The organism is Streptomyces sp. NBC_01304 (genome assembly GCF_035975855.1).
Taxonomy (GTDB): domain Bacteria; phylum Actinomycetota; class Actinomycetes; order Streptomycetales; family Streptomycetaceae; genus Streptomyces.
In genome coordinates this window covers 10,511,339-10,536,025 of record NZ_CP109055.1, presented here as the reverse complement: position 1 = coordinate 10,536,025, position 24,687 = coordinate 10,511,339, and the positions used below count along the sequence as shown (strand labels likewise).

12 protein-coding genes are annotated in these 24,687 nt (G+C 66.2%); 9 read left to right on the top strand and 3 right to left on the bottom strand.

What is annotated here, in order from left to right; genetic code table 11:
* Positions 1-334 precede the first annotated feature (334 nt).
* The 9 genes from OG430_RS46990 (at position 335) to OG430_RS46950 (ending at position 10,230) form a co-directional block, all read left to right on the top strand.
* On the top strand, positions 335-547 hold the full coding sequence (locus OG430_RS46990) for an MbtH family protein (RefSeq protein ID WP_327358869.1): 213 nt from the start codon (positions 335-337) through the stop codon (positions 545-547).
* A gap of 62 nt (positions 548-609) precedes the next feature.
* Positions 610-1,692 (top strand): 4-hydroxyphenylpyruvate dioxygenase, encoded by a 1,083-nt coding sequence (hppD, locus tag OG430_RS46985; RefSeq protein ID WP_327358868.1) that lies wholly within the window; start codon positions 610-612, stop codon positions 1,690-1,692.
* Between the two features lie 53 nt (positions 1,693-1,745).
* Positions 1,746-2,819 (top strand): alpha-hydroxy acid oxidase, encoded by a 1,074-nt coding sequence (locus OG430_RS46980; protein ID WP_327358867.1) that lies wholly within the window; start codon positions 1,746-1,748, stop codon positions 2,817-2,819.
* Between the two features lie 117 nt (positions 2,820-2,936).
* On the top strand, positions 2,937-4,427 hold the full coding sequence (locus OG430_RS46975) for a tryptophan 7-halogenase (RefSeq protein WP_327358866.1): 1,491 nt from the start codon (positions 2,937-2,939) through the stop codon (positions 4,425-4,427).
* 123 nt (positions 4,428-4,550) lie between these two features.
* Positions 4,551-5,684 carry a prephenate dehydrogenase gene (locus OG430_RS46970; RefSeq protein ID WP_327358865.1) on the top strand — a complete coding sequence of 378 codons (1,134 nt, stop codon included), beginning with the start codon at positions 4,551-4,553 and terminating at the stop codon, positions 5,682-5,684.
* Complete coding sequence (locus tag OG430_RS46965; RefSeq protein WP_327358864.1) at positions 5,665-6,864, top strand: FAD-dependent oxidoreductase; 1,200 nt, start codon at positions 5,665-5,667, stop codon at positions 6,862-6,864. The genes OG430_RS46970 and OG430_RS46965 overlap by 20 nt, the downstream gene beginning before the upstream one ends.
* Positions 6,865-6,886: 22 nt before the next feature.
* On the top strand, positions 6,887-8,191 hold the full coding sequence (locus OG430_RS46960; protein ID WP_327358863.1) for a phenylacetate--CoA ligase family protein: 1,305 nt from the start codon (positions 6,887-6,889) through the stop codon (positions 8,189-8,191).
* Positions 8,172-8,768 carry a hypothetical protein gene (locus tag OG430_RS46955; RefSeq protein ID WP_327358862.1) on the top strand — a complete coding sequence of 199 codons (597 nt, stop codon included), beginning with the start codon at positions 8,172-8,174 and terminating at the stop codon, positions 8,766-8,768. Before OG430_RS46960 ends, OG430_RS46955 begins: the two co-directional genes overlap by 20 nt.
* Positions 8,752-10,230, top strand: coding sequence for a tryptophan 7-halogenase (locus tag OG430_RS46950; protein ID WP_327358861.1), 1,479 nt, complete (start codon positions 8,752-8,754; stop codon positions 10,228-10,230). The genes OG430_RS46955 and OG430_RS46950 overlap by 17 nt, the downstream gene beginning before the upstream one ends.
* Before the next feature lie 125 nt (positions 10,231-10,355).
* On the opposite strand, the gene OG430_RS46945 is transcribed toward OG430_RS46950, so the two are convergent.
* The 3 genes from OG430_RS46945 to OG430_RS46935 all read right to left on the bottom strand — a co-directional run bounded on the left by OG430_RS46945 (position 10,356) and on the right by OG430_RS46935 (position 24,584).
* A complete protein-coding gene (locus OG430_RS46945; protein ID WP_327358860.1) occupies positions 10,356-11,105 on the bottom strand; it encodes an aspartyl/asparaginyl beta-hydroxylase domain-containing protein in 750 nt (249 codons plus the stop codon).
* A 73-nt stretch (positions 11,106-11,178) separates the two neighbouring features.
* Positions 11,179-12,441 carry a cation:proton antiporter gene (locus tag OG430_RS46940; protein ID WP_327358859.1) on the bottom strand — a complete coding sequence of 421 codons (1,263 nt, stop codon included), beginning with the start codon at positions 12,439-12,441 and terminating at the stop codon, positions 11,179-11,181.
* A 38-nt stretch (positions 12,442-12,479) separates the two neighbouring features.
* On the bottom strand, positions 12,480-24,584 hold the full coding sequence (locus OG430_RS46935; protein ID WP_327358858.1) for a non-ribosomal peptide synthetase: 12,105 nt from the start codon (positions 24,582-24,584) through the stop codon (positions 12,480-12,482).
* Positions 24,585-24,687 lie beyond the last annotated feature (103 nt).

Genomic DNA, 24,687 nt, shown 5'->3' with positions numbered 1-24,687 from the left:
CACTGGGCCCCTCCCTCCGGACGTGCAAACCTCGGCCACTGGGCCGGCCAACGGTATTTCAGCCCGCCATTTTGACATCTCCGCAGCCAGATTAGGCCAGCGACCGCAGGCGGTCACCCCTGGATCCGCCAGGGAGGCATGGATCTCAAGCGGCGCTCAAGGCCACTTCGAGCGCAGTCGACAATCTTATTGAATTGGGATCCAGATCTACCCGCGGGGATCGCTCCGGTTCCCATGCATGGCGCGGCCGTTGGCGTTGTCCGCATGTCGCGGCTCAGTAGGTCCCACACATCACCGAGCCCGGACACCCGCAAGGAACAGAAGGAGCGAGGTCATGACCAATCCTTTCGAGAACCCCGAGGCGGAATACCTCGTACTGGTCAACGAGGAGAAGCAGTATTCGCTCTGGCCGAAGTTCGCCGAGGTACCGGCCGGCTGGACCAGCGTGCATGCGAATGACCGCGCATCGTGCATCGGTTACATCAACTCGAACTGGACGGAAATGCGACCGCATAGCCTCGTCCAGCAGATGAATACAGCGGCGTGAATCCTGCCCGCCCTTGCCAGCCTCAGTTTCTGCCCGCACAGTCACCCGAGACAGTGAAATAAATGGCGAATTCAAACGTGTCCATCTTCGATGAACTCTCCCTTGACCACGTCGAGTTTTATGTACAAGACACGGCGGTGACTGCAGCGCAGTTCGTGGACGGCTATGGGTTCGAGATCTACGGAGCTTCCGAACCGGCCGAGCCTGCCGAGGCGATCCGTTCGGTGGCACTCGGCAAGCATCAGATCCGTCTGGTGCTGACGATGGCGCAGGGCGCCGACCACCCCGCAGCCGCATACGTCGCGCAGCACGGCGACGGGGTGGCCAACATCGCGCTCACGACCTCCGATGCCACGGAGGCATTCACCGAGGCAGTGCGCCGGGGTGCCGCAGCAGTGGCGGAGCCGGCCGAGCGGGACGGGTTCATCACGGCCTCGATCAGAGGCTTCGCAGATGTGGTCCACACCTTCGTGCAGCGCCCTGCCAGTCGCGCCGCGCGGACCCTTCCGGGCTTCTCATCGGGTACTGGGGCGGGTGCTCGGTTTGACAGTGGTCTGGGCGAGATAGACCACTTCGCCGTCTGCCTCGAAGCCGGGCAGCTCATACCTACCGTGGAGTTCTACGAGAAGGTCCTGGACTTCCGGACGATCTTCGAAGAGCGCATCGTGGTGGGCGATCAGGCAATGGACTCCAAGGTGGTCCAGAGTCGATGCGGCTCTGTCACGTTCACCTTGATCGAACCTGACACGTCGCTCGAGCCGGGGCAGATCGACAAGTTCCTGAAGAATCACGGTGGGGCCGGCGTCCAGCACATCGCTTTCACCGCAGACAACATCGTGGAGTCGGTGGGCCTGCTCAAGTCGCTGGGTGTGTCCTTCCTGAGCACTCCGGATGCCTACTACCGGCTGCTGTCCGTGGATCCGACCAAGCACTCCGTTCCCGAACTGCAAGAACTGGACATCTTGGTCGACGAGGATCATGGCGGCCAGTTGTTCCAGATCTTCACCGCCTCCGTCCACCCGCACGGCACATTCTTCATGGAGGTCATTGAGCGTCTGGGGGCTCGCACCTTCGGAAGCGGGAACATCAAGGCACTCTACGAAGCAGTCGAACGGCAGCGGGCTGAAGCGGGGGCTGAGAAGTAATGGCCCAGCAGTCCGGGGCGCCGGTCGATGCCGCGGGAACGCAGCCCGTGTGCGTGAGCGACCTGCAGCAGTCGGCCGCCACGCGGTTGGCGCCGGCGGTGTGGGACTTCATTGCCGGTGGCAGCGGCAATGAGTCCACCCTGGACGCCAACCGCGCGGCCCTGGACAACGTGTCACTCATGCCCAGGGTGCTCGCCGGCATCAAGAAGACCGACACCGGTGCGCAGCTCCTGGACACTTCAACCGCGCTGCCCCTCGCCGTCGCGCCGATGGCGTACCAGCGTCTGCTGCATCCAGAGGGCGAACTCGCAGCCGCAGAGGGCGCTTTGGCCGCGCAGGTGCCCTTCGTGGTCAGCACGATCAGCAGTCATTCGCTGGAGGAGATCGCCAAGGTCGGGGCAACCTTGTGGTTTCAGCTGTACTGGTTGCACGATCGCGGTCGGATGGTCGAGCTGATTCGCCGCGCCGAGCAAGTCGGTTGCCAGGCGTTGATGGTGACCGTGGATGTCCCGATCATGGGCCGTCGGCTGCGCGATTTGCGAAACGGGTTCGCGCTTCCCTCCTGGATCCGTAGTGCCAACCTGGAGCCCGACGGCCCTTCCGAGGCGCATTCCCCCCGACCCGGCCAGTCGGCCGTGGCTGCGCACACGAAGACTGCCTTTGACCCCACGTTCGGCTGGTCCGATCTGGAATGGCTCCGGGAGCAGACCCGACTTCCCTTGGTGATCAAAGGCATCCTTGATCCCCGGGACGCGGAACAGGCCGTACGGCTCGGGGCCGACGCGGTGGTGGTGTCCAACCACGGTGGCCGGCAGTTGGACGGTGCGCTGCCCAGCATCACCGCGCTGCCATGGGTGGTCGAAGCGGTGGGCGGGCAGTGCCAGGTCCTCATGGACAGTGGCGTCCGCAGCGGCACCGACATCCTGCGAGCACTGGCGCTGGGTGCTGATGGGGTTCTGGTGGGGCGTCCGGTGTTGTGGGGGCTGAGTACAGCCGGCGCAGCGGGAGTTGCTCAGGTGCTTTCCCTGCTGCGGACGGAACTCGAGGAGGCCCTCCTCCTGGCCGGCTGTGCCGACCTGGCCGCCGCACGCACCTTGCGCTCGTTCGTTTCCGGTACGGGGTGCTGATATCGCGCTTGCGGCCCGGTCGCCCCTCCGGCTTCGCCGAACATATTCGGCATTGCGCGTGAGTACTGATGGACATCTTTCATTTGCCCTGAACAAACTAGCTAGGGAGAAGACGCCATGCATGTTGAAGGCGGCCACGAGTTCGATGTCGTTGTCGTCGGTGGTGGGCCCGGTGGTTCTACCGTGTCCACTCTGGTGGCTATGCAGGGGTACCGTGTTCTTCTCCTGGAGAAGGAAGAGTTCCCCCGGTACCAGATTGGGGAGTCCCTGCTGCCGTCGACGGTGCATGGTATCTGCAGACTCCTCGGTGTCTCCGACGAGTTGGAGAAGGCCGCGTTCATGCCCAAGCGTGGAGGTACCTTCCGATGGGGCAGCAGTCCCGAGCCGTGGACGTTCTCCTTTTCCGTTTCCTCGACCTTCTCGGGCCCGACCTCGCTGGCCTATCAGGTCGAGCGGATGAAGTTCGACCAGATTCTCCTGGACAACGCGCGTGACAAGGGAGTCGAGGTCCGCGAGAAGAGTTCCGTGGTGGATGTCATCGAGGAGGAAGGCCGCGTCTGCGGGGTGCTCTACCGCGATGCTGACGGAGTTCAGCACGAGGTGCGCAGCCGCTTCGTCGTGGACTGCTCCGGCAACAAGAGCCGCATTCAGAGCCGGATCGGCGGTACCCGGCACTATTCGGAGTTCTTCCAGAACGTCGCGCTCTTCGGCTACTTCGAGGGCGGAAAGCGGCTTCCTGCCCCCAACTCCGGAAATATTCTCTGCGCCGCCTTCAACTCCGGTTGGTTCTGGTACATTCCGCTGACCAATGAGCTCACCAGCGTCGGCGCGGTACTGCGGCGCGATGCTCTGGAGCGGGTGCAGGGGGACCGTGAGAAGGCCCTGATGGGCCTGATCGATGAATGCCCGCTCATTGCGGAATACCTGTCCGAGGCACGTCGGGTGGAGAGCGGACCCTACGGCGAGGTCCGGGTCCGCAAGGACTACTCGTACTGCCAGGACACGTTCTGGCGGCCCGGCATGGTCCTGGTGGGAGATGCGGCGTGCTTCATCGATCCGGTCTTCTCCTCCGGCGTGCACCTCGCCACCTACAGCGGTCTTCTGGCCGCTCGCTCCATCAACTCATCGTTGAGCGGAGACTTCGAAGAGAAGACGTGCTTCGAGGAGTACGAGGCGCGGTACCGGAATGAGTACTCGCTCTTCCACGATTTCCTGGTGGCGTTCTACGACATGCACCAGGACGAGGACTCGTACTTCTGGACCGCCAAGAAGGTCATCAACAGCTCGGCGCCCGGACTCGAGTCCTTCGTCGAACTGGTCGGCGGTGGAGCCTCGCACGAGAGCGGACTGGTCAACGCCGCCTCCTACACCGAACAGCGCGAGTCCAAGTTCCGGGAGTTCTCCGAGCTGGCCGACCGGCCCGCGGGCGAGAACGGAACGGATCGCGAACTGTTCGACTCGACGCTCGTCCAGTCGGTCCTCGAAGAGGGGGCCAAGATCCAGGTCCATGCCGCGCTGGGAGGCGCCGTCGACGACGAAGGCCCCATGCGGGAAGGCGGACTTGTGCCGACCGCCGACGGAATGCGCTGGGCGGATTACGACTACTGACCTGATCTCGCGTTCGGGTCTGGTTCTCAGGGTGCGGGACGGCCGATGGCGTCGACCAGGTGAGCCCTGCGGTGGCCGGTGGCCGCCAAGAGGCTGATGGAGGGGGTAACGATGATACGAACGATGGCTGTGGTCGGCACGGGCCTGATCGGCACATCAATCGGCTTGGCTGTCAGCCGACATGGCGTCACCGTGCATTTGCTCGACAAGGATGAGGTAGCCGCACGTACGGCCGCCGCGTTGGGCGCGGGAGTGGTCGGTGCTTCGGACGAACAGGTCGACTTGGCGGTGCTCGCGGTACCACCGAGCGCGGTGGGCGAAGTGCTCGCGGAGATGCAGGCCCGAGGGCTGGCCCGGAGCTACACCGACGTGGCCAGTGTGAAGGCGCAGCTGGCACGAGACATCCGAACGTCCGTGGATGTTCCGTCCAGTTATGTGGGCGGGCATCCTCTTGCCAGCAGTGAGCACTGCGGCCCGCTTGCCGCTCGCGCGGATCTGTTCGAGGACCGGGCCTGGGTCCTGACTCCGTCGGAGACGACGTCTCAGGATGCGGTGAACCGGGTGTTCGAGATGATCGCGCTGTGCGGGGCAATTCCAGTGATCATGGAGAGTGGAGCGCACGACAACGCGGTGGCGTTGACTTCGCATGCCCCTCATCTGGTGGCCAGCCTCATGGCCGCGCGACTTCGGCACAGCCCTCGGGAGGCTATTCGGCTCGCGGGGCAAGGGCTGCACGACATGACGCGGATAGCTGTCAGAGATACCGGACTGTGGAGCGACATCCTGCAGGCCAACGGACCGGCTGTCGCCGGAGTTCTTCGGGGACTCAGGGACGACCTGACGACGCTGCTGGCCACCCTCGACGACTTGTCCAGCACACCGCAGGACATGCGGAGCCAGAGCCTGGACCCGCTGGTGGACCTGCTGGACAGGGGAGCTGCCGGACTGGCGGCGATTCAGGGACGTCAGGCGGCGGACAGGCAGACTCGCGTGGAAGTTCAGGTCGCGGAGGGCCCTGGGCAGTTGGTGCGTTTGCTGGACACTCTCAAGACCTTCCACGTGGAGGCGGAGGACGTGGTGCCGCGGCACTCCCCCGAAGAAGGAACCCTCTCCCTCACGTTCGCAGTGCAGCCGACGCGTGCCGGCCAGATTGTCCTGGAGTTGGGCCGGGCCGGTTGGAACGCTGAATCCCTCGACCCGGTCTCCGGCGCACGGCAGCGGAAGATCGTCAGCGTCCTTGCCCCACGAGCCGCGTGAGGACCTGATGAGCCATGTTTGCGTTGTCGGCGCGGGTCCGGTCGGTCTGACAACTGCCCTCGGGCTAGCCGTCGCCGGCCTCGACGTCACGGTGTTGGAGAGGGATCGCGACCTCCAGCGAGCCTCTCGGGCGCTGGTCCATCAGAGCCACACTCTGGAGGGCTTCAGGCCGCTCGGGGTGCTCGATGAGATCGTTCAGCAAGGGATTCCACTGCTTGGACGCGATTTCGTGGTCCTGCAGACCGGGGAGCGCATCCGGCACCAAGCCCCCGTCAACGGGGTCGGCACCGAGGCCGCATGCAATCTCATCCTCAGACAGGACGCACTGGTCAGAATTCTCGCCGGAGAGCTGGCTCGGTATCCCCACGTCAAGGTCCTGACGAATCATCAGGTCGACGAAATTGATCAACGCGATGACGTGGTCCATGTCGGAGCGGCAGGACCAAGCGGCCGCCTGAACGTCACTGCGGAATGGGTGATCGGCACCGATGGCGCGCGGAGCGCCGTGCGGAACGCCCTGAATCTCGAGTTCCCTGGCTTCACATGGCCCGATCAATTTGTCGCCACCGACATTCGCTGCGACCTCGAGAAGTACGGCTACGCCAATGCGAATTTTCTGATCGATCCGCAGGACGGCGCCATCGTGGTGCGTATTGACCGAACCGATCTTTGGCGGGTCACCTTTACAGAGGATGCAGTTCAGCCGGAGTCAAGTATCTCCGACCGAGTTCATGGCTACTTGCGCCGAGTCCTGCCGAGCGGCGCGGCATACGAAGTTGTGCACCATTCCCCCTATCGTGCGCATCAGCGCGCCGCCGAGACGTTCCGCGTCGGGCGGGTGCTGCTGGCGGGAGATGCGGCACATGCAACCAACCCAACAGGCGGAATGGGCCTGACATCCGGACTGCATGATGCCTTCATGTTGAGTGAGGCCATCTCAAGTGTGGTGGCGGGCAGCTGCGACGAACAGATACTGGATCGATACTCGCGCACCAGCCGGCAGGCCTTCCTGGAGCAGATTTCACCGATGGCCAGTGACCTCAAACGCCTGGTGTTCGACCTGAGCGACGGTGAACTGCGCGATCAGAAGATCGAGGGCCTCAGGCGGGCCGCAAGCGGTGGCGCGCAGTTGGCTCGGCTGCAGAACTTGAAGTCCATGACGCCGATGTCGGTCGTGTAGGAATCCGCCGAGGGGGACAGCAATGACACAGACGTCAGAAGTACGAAGCTGGCGTAGCTTTGATGAGCTACGCGAACTCCAGGACGAGCGAATAGCGCAGTCGATACGGCGAGCCAGCGCGACTCCTCATTATCGAGAGCGCTTCGGCTGGGGCGTCGATGCCGCAATTCCCACGCGACTCGACCAGATCCCGGTCACGACCAAGGATCATCTGCGAGCTTCCTACCCTTTCCAGATGCTCGGTGTCCCCTGGGAGGAGGTGGCCACCTTTCACGAGTCAAGTGGGAGTTCTGGTCAGGTGACTTCTGCGTTCTACACCGACAACGACTGGCGCGATGTGGGGGAACGCTTCTCGCGATTGCCTGTCGACATCCGGGCCGCTGACACACTCCTCGTTCGCAGTCCGTATGCCATGGTATTGGCGGGACATCTCGCGCACTACGGTGGCCGACTCAATGGCGCCACCATTGTTCCGGCTGACAGCCGCAGCGCGGTCACGCCGTACTCGCGCGTAGTGCAGTTGCTGAAGGATCTCAAGGTCACGCTTACCTGGTCCATGCCGACCGAACCGCTGATCTGGGCCGCAGCGGCACGTGAAGCCGGGCTGGATCCCCGCGTCGATTTCCCCGGCCTGCGCGGAATCCTCACATGCGGCGAACCGCTCAGCTCGGCTCGAAAGCAGCGGATCAGCGAGATCTGGGGTGTCCCCGTTTTCGATGACTACGGAGCCACGGAAGTAGGTCCACTGGCTTCTGAGTGCGCCTTCGGCAACCGTCACTTCTACGCAGACCGCGTGTTCCCCGAGATCTATGACCCGCACAGCGGAGAGTTCAGCAGTGAGGGTGTGGGCAATCTCGTCATCACGCCACTGCAGCTCGAGGCGATGCCCATGCTTCGCTACTACCTGGAAGATCGCGTGGAACTTGGCCTCGAGCCGTGCGCGTGCAACAGCTGGCTGCCGGTGATCAGGCTCGCGGGCCGGCCCACCCAGATTTTCGAAGTGGCGGACAAACCGCTGTCACAACTCGATCTGGAAGAGCTTGTGTTCCGCCTTCCGCTCGAATACGGCGTGATGTTCTGGCGGGCTCGCGCCGACAAGGACGCACTGGTCGTGCAGCTGGAAGTGACCGACGAGCACGCTCGATCGGCATGCTCGGAGTTGGAAGCTTCGATCCGGCGAGTGCTGTCAACTCCGTGCGAGGTGACGCCGGTCGAACCTGGAACCCTCATGCCGACGGATGTTCTCACTCACAGTCGAGACATACTCAAGCCGCGAAGCCTCTTTGGCCCTGATGAGGATTGGGCAAGTGGAATTCTCTACTATTGATGCACCCGCGCAGGACACGCAGACCATGGTGAGCGTGGGGCTTACCCATGAAATGCCGTCGTCCACACGTATGTTGCTGGCCGGCGACGGCTCGACCACAGTGCTCTTGGAGGCCCTCGTAGGCACGCGCCTACGTGTACGCGTGGCGTCGCAGCAACTCGTGCCGTTCACAAGAATTCCGAAGTCGATTCGGGAGGCCCTGGCGGCTGACGGTGTGTCGTGTTTTGTCGAGCGCCGCTCGGAGCTTCACAGTTCGAAGAACGTGGTGGTCAGCCGCAATCGTGTCATCTCTGTCCATAGTGGATTCGAGGCACACTTTCCCGCCCACGACACCAAACCGATCGGTCATCGGCTCCGCGAGGAACGCCTGCCGCAGGCGCGGGAGATGCTTGCCAGCGGTGTCACCCTTGCGTCGGCCGAATTCGACTCCCGATCCTGCGCTTTCAAGGAGTACGTGATCAACAGCCCTTCGCGTTCTCCGCTTTACGTTGCCGAGACGTTCAACCCGGACGTCGTTCGGTGTGCTCCACTGCGTCAGATACCAGGCACAAAGGAGAGACATGAATTCCAACGATGATTGCTCAGATGAAACAGAGATCTTCGACGCAATCGTGGTGGGCGGTGGCCCCGGTGGATCCACGACGGCGTCCTTGATCGCTCGCGACGGGAACCGTGTGCTGCTGCTGGAGGCCGAGACTTTCCCGCGCTACCAAATCGGAGAGTCCCTCCTGCCCTCCACCATCCACGGCGTGTGCGCCCTCCTTGGCGTCGACGACCAACTCCGCGAAGCCGGCTTCCCCGTCAAGCGGGGCGGCACCTTCAAGTGGGGAGCCAACCCCGAGCCGTGGACGTTCGCCTTCGAGACGTCTCGCAACCTGCCTGGTCCGGTCTCCCACGCCTACCAGGTCGAGCGCATGAAGTTCGACAAGATCCTGCTGGACAACGCCGAGAAGCTGGGCGTCGACGTGCGGTACAACCACAGCGCGACGGGAGTCGTACGCGACGACGACGGTCGCATCGCCGGAGTGACCTACCGCGACACCACGCAGCAGACGCGTACCGCCACGGCACGATTCGTCGTCGACGCCTCCGGTTCGGGCAGCCGACTGCACAACGAGGTCGGCGGCCGGCGCGAATACTCCCCGTTCTTCCGCAACCTCGCTCTGTTCGGATACTTCGAGGGCGCCAAGCGCCTTCCGGCGCCGAACTCGGGAAACATCCTGTGCGTCGCCTTCGACGCCGGCTGGTTCTGGTTCATCCCCCTGAGTGACACGCTGACCAGCGTCGGCGTCGTCGTGAAGCACGAGATGGCCGCAGAGATTCAAGGCGACCCGGCCGAAGCTCTGGAAAAGCTGATCGCGAAGTGCCCACTGATCTCCGACCATTTGGACGGTGCTCGCCGAGTGGAGGAGGGACCCTACGGCCAGTTGCGGGTCCGCAAGGACTACTCGTACGACCGCACGAGCATCTGGGCGCCAGGAATGTGCCTGGTCGGCGACGCCGCGGTCTTCATCGACCCCGTCTTCTCGTCAGGCGTCCACCTGTCGACGTACAGCGGCATGCTGGCGGCACGCACCATCAACAGCGTTCTGGCCGGCGACATCGCCGAGGAAGCCGGATGGCAGGAGTTCGAATTCCGCTACCGCCACGAGTTCGCGCTCTTCCGCGACTTCGTGACCGCCTTCTACGAGATGCACGTGGATGAGGACTCCTACTTCTGGCAGGCTCGCAAGATCGCGGGGCAGCCTGGCGATGCGAAAGCGGCGTTCGCCGAGCTCGTCGGAGGCGTGGCGGGCCTCGACTTTGCCAGGCCCGACCTGGACAGCCCTGAAGGAAACACCACCGATCTGGTCCGAGCTGCTGCCGCGCTGACCTCGGTGACCACCAACAGCGACGAGGACGGCACATGCCCCGTCCCCGAGGACACGTCACCGGTCGTCATCGGCGCCTTGAGCGCCATGGTTCCCCACAGCGCCAAGCACGACGCGGCGTTCACGGACCGTCTCGCGGTCTCCCCCGATGGACTTCGCTGGTGCTGACCGACGTCGTGAGCGAATCCGGGTAAGGCGGCCCCGGCGAGGGAGAGTTGGGCCCGGCAGGTGCAACGACTGCCGGGCCTTTGGCATGTCCGGCGTCGAAGCGGCCTGCCGTGGCTTCCACCGGTTCAGCCGGCCATCAGCTTGCGGACCTCGGTGATCAGGCCGACGAGGGCCTCACGTTCGGGGAGCGTTGTTTCCGGGTGCCACAGGTCCACGAGGAGGCAGGTGCGCGGCCTGGCGCCGTTGTTCCACGCCTCGTGCACGAAGGAGTAGTCGAACAGCAGGCACTTGCCCTCCTCCCAGCGCCGAGTCTCGTCGGCGACCGTGATGCCACACCCCTCGGGGATGTCGACCGCCAGGTGCAGATTGATGCTGAAGTTCCACAGGTCGCAGTGCGGGGCGATCGACGCGCCGGGAAGCAGCGTCGAGAAGTGACTCTCCAGGAGGGGACAGAGCTTGCCCTCGTCGACGACCTCGCGGGTCAGGATGTCGTACGCGGTGGGCACCAGAGCGGCCGAGGACTCGACCGGCCCGCCGTCGCGGAAGAGGTACAGCGCCTGCCAGTTCTCCTGGCGCGTCAGATAGTGCTCGTAGTCGGAGAAGGCGCTCTTGCGATCGGACCAGGCGTCCGCGAGCTCCCGCTTGATGGCGTCGTGTCCGGCTTCGAAGGCGCGGACCACGGGTTCGATCTCGGGGTGCTCGTAGGGATCGTGCCAGGGCGTCCGGGAGATCCCGGGCATGATCCACTTGGCGTCCTTCTGCAGCGGATGGCGCTCCTGCCGCTTGGCGTACACCATCTCCTCGACGCGTGTGAGGGAGCCGGCTCCGTGCCGGTCCTTCACGTCCTGGAAGATCTGCTCTATCTCGGGTGTCATGTCTCGCTCTCTCTGGCCACGCATGTCTGCTCGACGTGCTCGTGCAGGGTGGGAAGGCGTGAGGGCAGCGCGGTCATTTGGCTGCGACTTCGACTTCTCGTCGCTTTACGGGAGTTGGTTGCTGCTGGGCGGCAAAGCGGTCGATCAGGGTGAGTGCGGGTGCCGTCAGCACCGTGGTCACCAGCGTCATCACCACCAGCATCGCGAACACGGTGGGAGTGATGATCTTGAGTTCCAGTCCTACGCCGAGCACCACGAGCTCGGTCAGCCCCCGGCAGTTCATCAGGGCGCCGAGTGAGAGCGACTCCTGCCAGCCAAGGCCGGTCAGTCGGGCCGCACCGGTGCTCCCCGCCCATTTGGTGACGGTCGCGACGGCGATGATGAGGGCGCACCAGCCCCACAGGGCGGGGTCCGCGCCGATCAGCCGGAAGTCGGTGTGCAATCCGGAGTAGGCGAAGAACAACGGCAGCAGAAGCACCACGGTGACGCCTCGCACCTGTTCCACGGCTGCAGTCTGCACCGCACCGCGCGGAACGATGACGCCGAACAGGAACGCCCCGAAGATCGGGTGGATGCCGATCCAGTCGGTGGCGAACGATGCCAGCAAGATCCCTGCGAGGAGCACGAGCAGGAGTGCTGTTCGATCGCCCAGCCGATCCGCGTGACGCTCGGCCAGCCGGGCCAGCAAGGGCCGCAGTCCGTACATCATCACGGAGATGAACACGGCGGTCAGGGCGGCAGTGGTGAGCACCGAGGTCCAGGAGGTGCCCCGTCCCAGCGCTGTCGCCAGGGCAAGCAGACACCAGGCGGTGATGTCGTCGACGGCTGCGCACGTGAGGGCGAGTGCACCTACAGGGGTGCGGTCGATCTTCCGGTCCGTGAGGATCCGGGCGAGGACCGGGAACGCGGTGACGCTCATGGACACGGCGATGAACAGCGCGAACGCCGGGAATCCGATACCGCGGTCGGCGAACCGCCCGTACATCACGAAGGCGAGGAGAAACCCGCCGATCATCGGCACAGCCACGCTTACGTTGCTGACCAACGCCGCGACTTTGCCGCGACTGCGGACGTGCTCCACGTTCAGCTCGTACCCGATCAGGAACATGAAGAAGACCAGGCCCACCTGGGCCAGTGCGTTGATCACAGGCAGTAGGTCCGCGGGAAAGAGCCACTGCTGCCCTGAGGGCCAGACGGCTCCGAGCAGTGAGGGGCCCAGCGCGATGCCGGTCAGGATCTCACCGATCACCGGGGGCTGTCCCAGCCGCCGGCATCGGCGGCCCGCGACATGGCCGCAGACGATGATCAGGGCAAGCATCAAGAAGAGATGCGACATTTGAGAGACGGGCGGCGGGTCAAAGGCGAGTTCAGTCATTACAGTTCCCCCGTCCTGGCGATGCCCGGCCATATTGCGGTCAGCGATTCCGGTCGAGCCATTTCCGCATGACTGCAGGCGATCTGGGTGACTTCGAGGCGTCCTGATACGTGCGCGTTCCACTCGGTCGCGGTGTCCACTTCGGCGGGCCTTCCGTGGCCCGCCTCGTAGAACTGGACATCCCCGTCGAATTCTCCGGGAACGTGTTCCGTCATGATCCGGTGGTTGTTCCTGTATATCGCGGCGATTTCTGCGAGATGCCGCTCGGCGAGCTCGGTGAACAGGCTGCGGTCGCGGCGCAGTGCTGCCACGATTCCCGTCATCGTGAGTGGCTCCTCGCCGTCCGCGGCCCGCACGCCGAAGAATTCGGCGAGTCCCGCCGCCACCTCGTCCTCGGTGACCGGGAGCGGCGTCTCTGTCTCGTGCGCGGGGTAGGCGTCGAGCAGTGCCAGGGTCTCGACCTGCTCGCCCTGTGCCCGTAGTTGGACGGCCATCTCATGGGCGACGACGCCGCCGAAGGACCAGCCCATCAGGTGGTACGGGCCCGATTCCTGTACGGCACGGATCTGCCGGACGTAGTCGGCTGCCATTTCCCGGAGAGAATCCGGGAGCGCGTCCTTGCCGTCCAGACCTCGCGCCTGGAGGGCGTAAACGGAGTGTTCCGAGGAGGCGATGCCGGCCAATGGCGCATAGCACCAGCCGATTCCGCTCACGGGGTGGACGCAGAAGACGGCCGAGCCGCCGCCGTTGTCCTTGATGGGCAGGAGCACGTCGAACCCCTCCCCGGTCGAGGACCGGCCCAGCTCGTCAGTGAGCGTGGCAACGGTGGGCGCGGCGAAGAGGGCTCGAATGGCGAGTTCGTCGCCAAGGACGTCCCGAATGCGGTTGATCAGCTGCACTGCCAGGAGGGAGTGGCCGCCCAACTCGAAGAAGTTGTCGTCGATGCCGACCGTGGGCACGCCCAGGATTTCCGCGAACAGGCCGCACAGGATTTCCTCCCGCGGGGTCCGCGGACCGCGCCCGGCCGCGTCCGCTTCGAACACGGGTGCCGGCAGAGCCCGCCGGTCCAGCTTGCCGTTGGCGGTCTGCGGGAGCCGGTCGAGCATCACGAACGCGGACGGAACCATGTACTCCGGCAGCAGTCCGGCCACGTGCTCGCGCAGGGCCTCGGTGTCCACGGTGCCGTTCCCGGCCTTGGCGACCACGTAGCCCACGAGGCGTTTGTCGCCGGGCTGGTCCTCCCGGGCTATGACCGAGACCTGCGACACCCCCGGGAAGCGGCCCAACACCGCCTCGATCTCGCCCAGTTCGATGCGGAACCCTCGGATCTTCACCTGGTCGTCGACCCGGCCGACGAACTCGAGCTGCCCCTTGTCGGACCAGCGGGCGAGGTCGCCGGTGCGGTACATGCGGCTGCCGGCCGGACCGAAGGGATCGGCCACGAACCGCTCCGCCGTCAGATCCGGACGCTTGTAGTACCCCCGGGCCAACCCCGCACCCGCGATGTACAGCTCCCCGGCGACCCCTGCCGGAACCGGCTGCAGATTGCCGTCCAGGATGTAGGTCTGCGTGTTGTGCAGCGGGCGGCCGATCGACGGCGTTCCCGTGAGGGGGCCGTCCGTGGACCAGATCGTGGCGTACACCGTTGCCTCGGTCGGGCCGTAGACGTTGCAGACGCGGCCGGCTCGGAGTTCGGCCTTGACCTCGGTGGCGGCCTGGGCGGTCAGGGCCTCGCCGCAGAACACCACGGTTTCCGCCGTGGTGCGCACGTCGCTCTGGGACACGATCCGGGCGAGCGCGGACGGCACCCCACTCACCAGCACCGGCGAACGGTCATCGGCGTTCCGGTCGGCGAGGGCCAGCAGATCGCGCAGTACCTCGATGCGACCGCCGGTCAGCAACGGTCCGAACATCTCGAACACGGAGACGTCGAAGTTGAGCGACGTGGTGAACAGGACGTGGGCCAGGGGCTGTTCACCGAACTCGGCACGGGCCCAGGCGACCAGGTTCGCCACGTTGGCATGGGTGACGACGACGCCCTTGGGGCGGCCGGTGGAGCCCGAGGTGTAGATGACGTACGCCGGGTGCAGCGGTTGCAGGACGCTGATCCGGTCCCGGTCGGTCGGGTCGGTGGCGGGCCGGGTCTCCAGGGCGGCGACCACCTCGGGAGAGTCCAGGACCAGGCGAGGAGTCCGGGAGTCGTCCGGGAACATCCGCTCGGTCTCCTCGACGGTGAGAACGAGCGCCGGATCGGCATCCTGCAGCAGGTAGGCGATCCGGTCCGCCGGATACGCGGGGTCGAGAGGCATATAGGCAGCTCCCGCCTTGAGCACGGCGAGCAGCGCCACCATGGTCTGCGCCGTACGCGGCAGAGCGAGAGCGACGAACTGTTCGGGGCCGGCTCCGTGCGCGATCAGGTGGTGGGCCAGGCGGTTGGCCCGCTCGTTCAGCTCGCGGTAGCTCAGGTCGGTGTCCGAGGCCAGGACTGCCGGGCGCTGTGGTGTCAGGGCGGCCTGCGACTGGAAGAGCGTGGGAAGAGTCGTGTCGGTCAGCTCGGCCTCGGTGTCGTTCCACTCCTCCAGGATCTGCCGCTGCTCCTGCGCGGACAGGATCTCGACCTGGCCGAGCGACCGGTCCGGATCCGCGACCGCCGCTTCCACCACGCGCACCATCCGGGCCACGATGGCTTCGACGCTCGCCTGGTCGAACAGGTCCGTGCTGTAGTGCAGCAGGCCGTCGATCCCGGCCGGACCGGTGTCGGCCCCGTACTGCTCGGTGAAGTTGAAGGCCAGGTCGAACCTGCTGTACTCGAACGCGACCGGCTCCTGAGCCACCGTCAGGCCGGGCAGGTTCAGCGCACTGCCTCCGGTGGCGTCCAGGCCGAAAATGACCTGGAACAGGGGGTGGCGGACCAGAGATCGCTGGGGGTTGATGGCCTCCACGAGGCGTTCGAACGGTACGTCCTGGTGGGAGTACGCGGCAAGGTCGGTCTCCCGGGTCCGGGCGAGCAGTTCCCGGAACGTCGGGTCGCCCGACGTGTCGTTCCGCAGGACCAGGGTATTGACGAAGAAACCGACCAGGTCGTCCAGTGCCTCGTCGGTACGTCCCGCGACCGGAGTTCCCAGCGGAATGTCCGAGCCCGCACCCAGCCGGCTCAGCAACGTGGCAAGAGCGGCCTGGAGCACCATGAACAACGTGGTGTTCGTCTCCTGGGCCAGACCGACCAGCGCACCGTGCAACTCGGCGTCGAACCTGATCGGAACGGTGTCACCGCGATAGTCGGTCACCTTCGGCCGGGGGCGGTCGAAGGGCAGCTCGAGCTGGTCGGGGATGCCGTCCAGGGTGTTGGTCCAGAACTCCAGCTGCCTGCTCACCACAGAACCGGGGTCGTCCTCCGTACCGAGGAGCTCGTGCAGCCACAGGGTGTAGTCGGCGTACTGCACCGGGAGTGCGGACCACGCCGGTGCCTGGCCCTGGAGCCGGGCGCGGAACGCGGTCTCCACGTCGCGTCCGAGCGGCCCCATCGAGGTGCCGTCGCTCGCGATGTGATGCACGAGCAGCAGCAGGACGTGCTCGTCGGAGCCGACGGTGAACAGCGTCGGCCGGAGCGGGAGCTCGGTGGCCAGGTCGAACGCGTACTGTCCCGCGTCGCGCAGCACTGTGTGCAACTCGCTTGCGGAGCAGGTGACTCGGTGCAGTTCTACGTCGACGGTGTCGATCCCCAACACGACTTGGACCGAGCTGCCGTCGATCTCCTGGAAGACCGTCCGCAGGCTCTCGTGGCGTACCACCACATCCTTCAGTGCCTGTGCGAGGACACCCGCGTCCAGGTCTCCGGTGATCCGGAATGCCACCGGGACGTTGTACGTGGCATTCGCACCCTCCAGCTTGTTCAGGAACCAGAGCCGGTTCTGCGCCGGCGACAGCGGGATCCGGGGCGGACGCTCCGTCGCGGTCAACGGGGACCTGGCTGAATCCGCCTCCGCGATCTGGGCGGTGAGGGTGGCGACGGTGGGGGCCTCGAAGAGGGTGCGTACCGGAAGTTCGACGTTCAGGGTCGAGCGGATGCGGCTGGCCAGGCGGATGGCGAGGGTGGAGTGGCCGCCGAGCACGAAGAAGTTGTCGTCGATGCCGACCGTGGGCACGTTCAGGACCTCGGCGAACAGGCCGCACAGGATCTCCTCCTGCGGGTTCCGCGGGCCGCGCCCGGTACCGGCCGTCGCCGGCAGGTCGGGGGCGGGGAGGGCGCGGTGGTCGACCTTGTTGTTGGTGGTCAGCGGGAGCTGGTCGAGGACCATGAACGCGGTGGGGACCATGTACTCCGGCAGCAGGCCGGCCGCGTGCTCGCGCAGGGCTTCGGTGTCCACGCTGTGTCCGGTTTCGGCGACCGTGTAGGCCACGAGGCGTTTGTCGCCGGGCTGGTCCTCGCGGGCCATGACCGCGACCTGGGCGAGCCCCGGGAAGCGGCTCAACACCGCTTCGACTTCGCCGAGTTCGATACGGAAGCCGCGGATCTTCACCTGGCTGTCGGCTCGGCCGACGAACTCCAGCAGCCCCTTTTCGGACCAGCGGGCCAGGTCGCCGGTCCGATACATACGGCTGCCGGCCGGTCCGAACGGATCGGCCACGAACCGCTCCGCCGTCAGATCCGCACGCCCGAAATACCCCCGCGCCAACCCCGCACCCGCCAGATACAACTCCCCGTCCACGCCTGCCGGAACCAGCGACAAGTTCTCATCGAGAACATAGGCGCGCATGCCGTCCAACGGACGCCCGACGGGTATCGGCGCGGGCACCGAATCGGCGGTGGTCCAGCGGGCCTGGGTCGCGAACAGGGTGGTCTCGGTCGGGCCGTAGGCGCAGCGCACCACCGTGTCCGGGCAGTGCTCAAGAACCCGGCGTACCGCGGTCGGGGAGATCACGTCACCGCCGGTGATCACCTCTCGTACGTTCGCGAAACAGCCCGGATCCTCCTCGGCCATCACCCGGAACAGACCCGCGGTGATGTCCAGGCCGGTGATCTCCTCCTCGATGATGAGACGCGCCAGTTCGGCGACGCCCAGCTCGCCTTCCGGTGTGATGACGGTGCGTCCGCCGTGCAGCAGCGGGACCCAGAAGGCGTACGTCGAGGGGTCGAAGGCGTACGAGGCCAGCAGCAGCACCCGCTCATGCGCGCCCGCCCCGAACATGCCGTCCACGACCAGGTCGAGGATGTCTTGGTGGGTGACCGCAACACCCTTGGGACGCCCGGTAGAACCCGACGTGTACATCACGTACGCCAGCTGATCAGGCCTGCTCTCCACCCCCGGGTCTCCGACGGGCAGTCCGGCCAGCTGCACGTCCTCGTCCACCACCACCAGGACAGGCGCACCGGGCACTCCACGGTCACGCATGGCCCGGTCGGTCAGCAATACCGGCGCGGACGTCTCATCCACGATCGACTGCATGCGCTCCAACGGATAACCACTGTGCAGCGGCAGGTAGAACGCCCCGGCCTTGAGCACTGCGAGCAGGGCGACGGCCAGGTCCACCGAACGTTCCATCAGCACCGCAACCGGCGCCTCCGGACCCACCCCCAAATCCAGCAGCCGGTGCGCCAGTTGATTCGCCCGCTCATCCAACTCCCGGTACGACAGCTCCCGCCCGGCACACCGCACCGCCACCGCACCCGGCGAACGCAACACCTGAGCCGCAAAAGCCGCCGGCACCGAACCGGCCTCTAGCTGCTCGCCGGGCTCCGCGCCGGCCCACGACTCCAACAACTGCACGCGCTCGTGCGTATCGATCACGTCGATTTGACTGATCGTCAGTGCCGGATCAGCAACGGCAGATTCCAGGACGCGGACGAGGCGGGTGAACAGACGCTCCACGGTCTCCCGGTCGAACAGCTCCGCCGCGTACGTGACATACGCGCGCACCGGCCCAGGAAGACCTTGATCGGTGTACTTCATGAGGAAGTTCAGGGACAGGTCGAATTTCGCCGTCTGCTGTTCCCCCACGATCTCCTGGACCGTCAGGCCGGGCAGCTCCAGGGCGTTGCCCTCGCCGGTCTGGACATTGAGCAGGACCTGGAACAGTGGGTGGCGGGCCAGTGAGCGCTGGGGGTTGACCGCCTCGACCAGCCGCTCGAACGGCACGTCCTGGTGGGAGTACGCGGCCAGGTCGGTCTCCCGGACCTGCTCAAGGAGTTCCAGGAACGTCGGATTCCCCGATGTGTCCGTCCGCAGGACCAGGGAGTTGATGAAGAAGCCGACGAGGTCGTCCAGTGCTTCGTCGGCGCGTCCTGCGACCGGGGTGCCGATCGGGATGTCCGTCCCGGCGCCCATCTTCGTCAGGGCCACCGCCAGTGCCGCCTGCGCCACCATGAACGTGGTGGCGCCCGTCGAACGGGCCAGTTCGGCCATCCCGCGGTGCACATCTGCGTCCAGCTCGAAGAAGACCGAGTCGCCACGGTAGCTGGCCACCTTCGGCCGGGGGCGGTCGAAGGGCAGCTCGAGCTGGTCCGGGATGCCTTCCAACGCTTGTGTCCAGAAGGCCAGTTGTTCACTCACCAGGGAGTGCGGGTCTTCTTCCGGGCCGAGGAGCTCGTACTGCCACAGCGTGTAGTCCGCGTACTGCACCGGCAACGCCGGCCACGACGGCTCGCTCCCCTGGAGTCGGGCCCGGAAGGCGATCTCCAGGTCACGCCCCAGCGGCCCCATCGAGGCACCATCACTTGCGATGTGGTGCATGAGCAGCAGCAGTACCTGCTCTTCGGGTTCGACGGTGAACAACGTCGCCCGCAGCGGGAACTCGGCCGACAGGTCGAACACATACTGACCGGCATCCCGCAGCACCGCGTCCAACTCGTCCGCATCACAGCTGACCCGATGCAGCTTCACGACGGCGGCATCCTTGTCCAGGACCACCTGGGCCGGGTTCCCGCCCACCTCCTGGAACACGGTCCGCAGGCTCTCGTGCCGTGCCACCACATCGCTCAATGCCTGTTCGAGCGCATCGGCGTCGAGCTTCCCGACGATCCGGAACGCCGCCGGAACGTTGTAGGTGGTGCTCGCCTCTTCGAGCTTGTCGTGGAACCACAGCCGGTTCTGTGCCGGTGACAGCGGGATCCGCTCCGGGCGTGCCATCGCGGTCAGCGCGGGCCTGGCCGCCCCTGCTTCCGCGACCCGGTCGGCGAGGGCGGCGACGGTGGGGGCCTCGAACACGTTGCGCACCACGAGTTCGGCGCCCAGGACCGAACGGATGCGGCCGGCCAGGCGGGTGGCGAGCAGGGAGTGGCCGCCGAGCTCGAAGAAGTTGTCATCGATGCCGACCGCCGGCACGCCCAGAATCTCGGCGAACAGCCCGCACAGGATTTCCTCCTGGACAGTCCGCGGACCCCGCCCGCCCACTGTCGTCACCTCGTACACCGGCGCCGGCAGAGACCTCCGGTCCAGCTTGCCGTTCGTGGTCAATGGCAGGCGGTCAAGGATGACGAAGGCGGACGGAATCATGAACTCCGGCAGCAGCCCGCCCACATGGGCACGCAAGGCGTCCGCGTCCGCCCCCTCCTCGCTCCCGGCTCCAGCGGCCACATAGGCCACCAACCGCTTGTCACCCGGCTGGTCCTCGCGCACCACGACCACCACCTGCGACACGGCTGGGTGACGACCCAACACCGCCTCGATCCCGCCCAGTTCGATGCGCAGCCCGCGGATCTTCACCTGGTCGTCGACCCGGCCCACGAACTCGAGCTCGCCATCCCCCCGCCACCGCACCACATCACCGGTGCGGTACACCCGTGCCTGGGGGTCGTCCGAGAACGGGTGCTTGATGAACCGCTCCGCGGTGAGCTCCGGGCGGTTCCAGTAGCCCCGGGCCAGTCCAGGGCCGCCCACCCACAGTTCGCCAGGAACGCCCGGGGGCACGAGAACACCGTTCTCGTCCATGACAAACACCTCGGTGTTTGCCACCGGCCGGCCGATGGGGATCTGCGCGCTCCGGGGGATGTTCCGGTCCACCCGGTAGCTCGTGGTCAAGACCGTCGCCTCGCAGGGCCCGTATCCGTGGATGATCCGTTCGGGCGCCCACGGCCCGTCCACCAGCTCGTCCACCACCGGCCGGTCGATCGCTTCACCGCCGTAGAAGACGGACTTCACTCCGGCGAGGAGGTCGGGGCAGTCCTGCAGGTGCTGGCGCAGGAGGGGGGCGGTCAGCCACATCATGGTCACCTTGCGGCGACGCAGAGCGGCCTTGAGCGTGGCGGCGTCGAGGAGAACCTCCTTGTCCATGACCGCCAGGGCGGCTCCGGACGTCAGCGCGGGCCAGCATTCGAAGGTGAAGGCGTCCCAGGAGAAGTTGGAGGGCTGGGCCATGACGTCGCCGGGCCCGAGGCCGGCGAAGAGGTCGCTGTCGACGAACCGGCAGATCGAGCGGTGCTCGATCATGACGCCCTTGGGGGTGCCGGTGGAGCCCGAGGTGAAGATCACGTGGGCGAGACTCTCGGGGCCGACCGGCACACCGGGGTCCGTGTCCGGCCGGGTGGCGATCTCGGGCCAGTCCTGGTCCATCAGCACCGGCTCGGCGGATGTGTCCCCCAGTCGGTCCTGGAGGCGGGCGTGGGTGATGACCAGCGGAGCACTGGTGTCCGCCACCATGAACTCCAGTTGATGTACCGGGTATTCATGGTTGAGCGGCACATAGACAGCGCCCGCCTTCAGGACGCCCAGGACGGCGACCACCGCGTCAAATCCCCGTTCGACACAGATCGGAACCAGTTGCTCCGGGCGCACTCCGCGGGCGATCAGGTGGTGGGCGAGCTTATTCGCCCGTGCGTTGAGCTCGCTGTAGGTCAGCTCCTCCGCGCCGCGCAGCACCGCCGGCGCGTCCGGCGTTCGGGCCGCCTGCTCCTGGACCCTCTGGTGCAGGGTGGTGTTGTCGGCGTAGGGCGCCGTCGTGTCGTTGCGCTCGATGACGAGCTGGTGATGTTCCTCCGGGGAGAGGATGTCGATGCGGCTCAGCGAGAGGTCCGGGTCCACCGCGACCGCGGCGAGCAGCCTCTTGAAACAAGCCGCGATCCGCTGTGCGGTTTCCGCGGTGAACAGATCGAGGGCATAGCCCAACCGTCCGCTGATCCCGTCGGGGGCGTCGCCGTCCGCGTGCTGCTCGAAGAGTTCAAGTGTGAGATCGAACTTGGCGACCTCGGTGTCGCTCAGACTCGCGTCCGCGGTCAGGCCCGGAAGGTCCAAATCGACGGACGTGTTGTTCTGCATGGCCAGCACTACCTGGAAGAGGGGGTGCTGGGCGGTGGAGCGCACCGGGTTGAGTTCGTTCACCAGGAGCTCGAAGGGGACATCCTGGTGCGCGAAAGCCTCCAGGGACACCTCTCGCACCCGGGCCAGCAATTGCTGGAAGGAGGGATCGCCGGTGGTGTCGGTCCGGATCACCAAGGTGTTCACGAAGAATCCGACCAGGTCGCCCATCGCCTCATCGGTCCGGTTGGCAATGGGCGTACCCACCGGGATGTCGTTCCCCGCGCCCAGCCGCGAGAGCAGCGCGGCGAAGGCGGCCTGCATCACCATGAACAGACTGGCCTGGTGGGTACGGCCCAGGCTGATCAGGCGTCGGTGCAGCTCTGCGTCCAGCTCGAAGGAGGCCGTGTCGCCGCGGTGGCTGGGCACGTTCGGCCGGGGACGGTCCAAGGGCAGTTCGAGCCGGTCCGGGATTCCTTCCAACGCCTGCGTCCAGAAGGCCAGTTGTTCACTGACCAGGGACTGGGGATCTTCTTCCGCACCGAGGAGCTCGTACTGCCACAGCGTGTAGTCCGCGTACTGCACCGGCAACGCCGACCACGACGGCTCCTCCCCCGCACACCGTGCCGCATAGGCAAGGCTGATGTCGCGGGTCATCGGAGCCACCGACCATCCGTCGGATGCGATGTGATGCGTCAGCAGCAACAGGACGTGTTCGGTCTCCGACAGGGCGAACAGACGGAACCGTACCGGCGGGTTCACCGCCAGTTGGAAACGCTCCCTGACAAGGGCCGAGATCGCCGTGGGCAAGGCGGCCTCGTCGGTCTCCACCACCTCGAAGTCCCGCATCGCCCGAGCCGCCGGCAGGATCTGCTGGAACGGCACGCCCTGGGCGTCCTCGGGGAAGACGGTCCGCAGGCTCTCGTGCCGGTCCACCACATCCTCGAGTGCGGCCCGCAGCGCGGACCTGTCCAGCTGCCCGGAAAGGCGCACGGCGAGGGGGAGGTTGTAGGTGGCAGTCGTCTCTTCGAGTTTGTCGAGGAACCACAGCCGGTTCTGTGCCGGTGACAGCGGGATCCGCTCGGGGCGTGGCCTCTTGGTCAGCGCGGGCCTGGCCGTCCCTGCTTCCGCGATCCGGTCGACGAGGGTGGCGATGGTGGGGGCTTCGAAGAGGGTGCGTACCGGGAGTTCCACGTTCAGGACCGAACGGATGCGGCCGGCCAGGCGGGTGGCGAAGAGGGAGTGGCCGCCGAGTACGAAGAAGTTGTCGTCGATGCCGACTGCGGGCACGCGCAGGACCTCGGCGAACAGGCTGCACAGGATCTCCTCCTGCGGGGTGCGGGGACCGCGTCCGGTCCCGGCCGTCGCCGGCAGGTCGGGGGCGGGCAGGGCCCGTCGGTCCAGTTTGCCGTTGGTGGTCAGCGGGAGCCGGTCGAGCACCACGAACGCCGAGGGCACCATGTACTCCGGCAGCCGGCCTGCCACCTGCGCGCGCAGGGTCTCTGTATCCACCACGTCGCTGTGGCCCGGCTCGGCGACCACGTAGCCCACCAGACGTTTGTCGCCGGGCCGGTCCTCCCGGGCTATGACCGAGACCTGCGAAACCCCCGGGGCACGGCCCAACACCGCCTCGATCTCGCCGAGTTCGATGCGGAACCCGCGGAGTTTCACCTGGTCGTCGGCCCGGCCCAAGAACTCCAGCACACCTTCGTCGGACGAGCGGGCCAGGTCGCCGGTGCGGTACATGCGGCTGCCGGCCGGCCCGAAGGGATCGGCCACGAACCGCTCCGCCGTCAGGTCCGCCCGACCGTAGTAGCCCCGGGCCAGCCCCGCGCCCGCCAGGTAGAGCTCTCCGTCCACTCCCGCCGGGACCAGCGACAGCGCCTCATCGAGAACGTAGGCCCGCATGCCGTCCAGCGGGCGCCCGATCGGCAGCGGCGCCGGCAGCTCGCTCCCGCTGGTCCACGGACGCGTCGTTGCGTACAACGTGGTCTCGGTGGGGCCGTACGCGCTGCGCACGACGATGTCCGGGCAGTGCTCCAGGACCCGGCGCACCGCGGTCGGGGAGACCACATCACCGCCGGTGATCACCTCGCGCGCACCCGCGAAGCAGGCCGGATCCTCCTCCGCCATCACCTGGAACAGACCGGCGGAGACGTCCAGGGCGGTGATCTCCTCCTCAGCGATCAGCCGGGCCAGCGCCGCCACGCTCAGATCGCCGTCCGGCGTGATGACGGTGCGCCCGCCGTGCAGCAGCGGGACCCACAAGCCGTAGATCGAGGGATCGAACGCGTACGGAATGACCATCAGGACCCGCTCGTGCACGCCCGGCTCGAAGATGCCGTCCACGACCAGGTCGAGGACGTCTCGGTGGGTGACCGCCACCCCCTTGGGACGACCCGTCGAGCCCGACGTGTACATCACGTACGCCAGCTGCTCGGGCCTGCTCTCCACACCCGGATCACCGACCGGGAACCCGGCCGACTCCTCCTCGTCGTCCACCACCACAACCACAGGAGCAACAGGCAGACCACGGCCGCGCATCGCCCGGTCGGTCAGCAGTACCGGCGCGGACGTCTCGTCCACGATCCACTGCAACCGCTCCAGCGGATGAGCACTGTGCAGCGGCAGGTAGAACGCGCCCGCCTTGAGCGCCGCCAGCAGGGCGACCACCAGGTCCACCGATCGGTCCATCAGCACCGCGACCGGCGTCTCCGGACCCACCCCCAAATCCACCAACCGGTGGGCGAGTTGATTCGCCCGCTCGTCCAACTCCCGGTACGTCAACTCCCGCCCGGCACACCGCACCGCCACCGCACCCGGCGAACGCAACACCTGAGCCGCGAAAGCCGCCTGCACCGATTCGCCGACCAACGCCAAACTCGGCTCAACTGACCGACCGTCGGCAAGATCACCAGCATGTGCAGCACGCATCGCCAATCACTCTCTTTCGGTGTTGAGGTCGCACGAATTCGCA